The 895-nt window shown below is 63.2% G+C and carries 1 protein-coding gene; it reads left to right on the forward strand.

Going from position 1 to position 895, the window contains the following annotated elements; all coding sequences use genetic code 11:
* The coding region (locus AB3X94_RS41755; protein ID WP_368614463.1) for an AMP-binding protein at positions 1-895 on the forward strand (895 nt) is incomplete at both ends.

The following is an 895-nucleotide window of genomic DNA, read 5'->3' on the forward strand; positions in this document are numbered from 1 at the left end:
ATGCGGCGTATCCGTGCGCGCGGCTGCGGCAGATTGTGGGGGAGGCGGCGCCGCGGCTGGTGCTGGCCGATGGGGCGGGGCGTGCGGCGCTGGGCGAGGAGGCGCTCGCTGGCGTGGGGCTGGTGGAGCTGGAGGCGCAGTCGCCGGCGTGGGCCGGGCAGCCGTCATCGGATCCGGATGCGCGCGCGCTGGGCCTGGGTCCGCACCATCTGGCCTATGTGATCTACACGTCGGGCTCCACCGGCACGCCCAAGGGCGTCATGGTTGAGCATGCTCAGATTGTTCGTTTGTTCGAGACGACGCAGCACTGGTTTGGCTTCAATGAACGCGACGTATGGTGTCTGTTCCATTCCTTCTCGTTCGATTTCTCAGTATGGGAGTTGTGGGGGGCGCTACGCCATGGCGGCTGTGTGGTGCTCGTGCCCGGGCATGTTGCTCGCGCGCCTTCAGCATTCGATGAGCTAATCCGCAGATATGGCGTCACAGTTCTGAACCAGACCCCCTCAGCTTTTAGAGCTCTGATGGATGTGGAGTCTCACAGCAGTGTTCCGAACCGACTTCGATACGTGATCTTTGGTGGTGAGAGGCTCGACCCGTCGATGCTCAGGTCATGGTCTGGGAGATATTCCGGTCACGCGCCACAACTGATCAACATGTACGGCATCACGGAAATGACCGTGCATGTGACCTATCGGTCTCTTGGCCAGTCTGACTCGTCCGGACCGGGTGGTCTGATCGGAAGACGCATTCCCGATCTTCGGCTCTATCTGCTGGACGGTCATGGCGAGCCGGTGCCGTTCGGGGCGGTGGGTGAGCTCTACATTGGCGGGGCGGGGGTCGCGCGGGGCTATCTGAACCGCCCCGAGCTGACAGCCGAGCGGTTCATCGCCAGTCC

Origin of the sequence: Paraburkholderia sp. BR10923 (assembly GCF_040948765.1) — a bacterium.
Classification (GTDB): Bacteria; Pseudomonadota; Gammaproteobacteria; order Burkholderiales; family Burkholderiaceae; genus Paraburkholderia; species Paraburkholderia youngii.